This window comes from Thauera phenylacetica B4P (genome assembly GCF_000310225.1).
GTDB lineage: Bacteria > Pseudomonadota > Gammaproteobacteria > Burkholderiales > Rhodocyclaceae > Thauera > Thauera phenylacetica.
In genome coordinates, this window is record NZ_AMXF01000653.1 from 1 (window position 1) to 264 (window position 264).

Genomic DNA, 264 nt, shown 5'->3' on the forward strand with positions numbered 1-264 from the left:
CCGGTGGTCAACGACGAGACCTACACGGTCCACGCGGGTGAGGTGCTCACAGTGGGTGTGGCGGCGGGCCTGCTCGCCAACGACACGGACGCCGACGGCGACGTGCTGCGGGTGCTGAACATCGAGGCCCCGGCCAACGGTTCGCTCAACGCGTTGACCGACGGTTCCTTCACCTACACCCCGAACGCGGCCTTCGTCGGCACCGAGGTGCTGACCTACACGGTGAGCGACGGCATCACCACGCGCACCGGCGAGCTCACGATC

1 protein-coding gene is annotated in these 264 nt (G+C 68.2%); it reads left to right on the plus strand.

The window, feature by feature from the left end:
- The coding region (locus tag C667_RS24130) for a cadherin-like domain-containing protein (RefSeq protein WP_004393862.1) at nucleotides 1-264 on the plus strand (264 nt) is incomplete at both ends.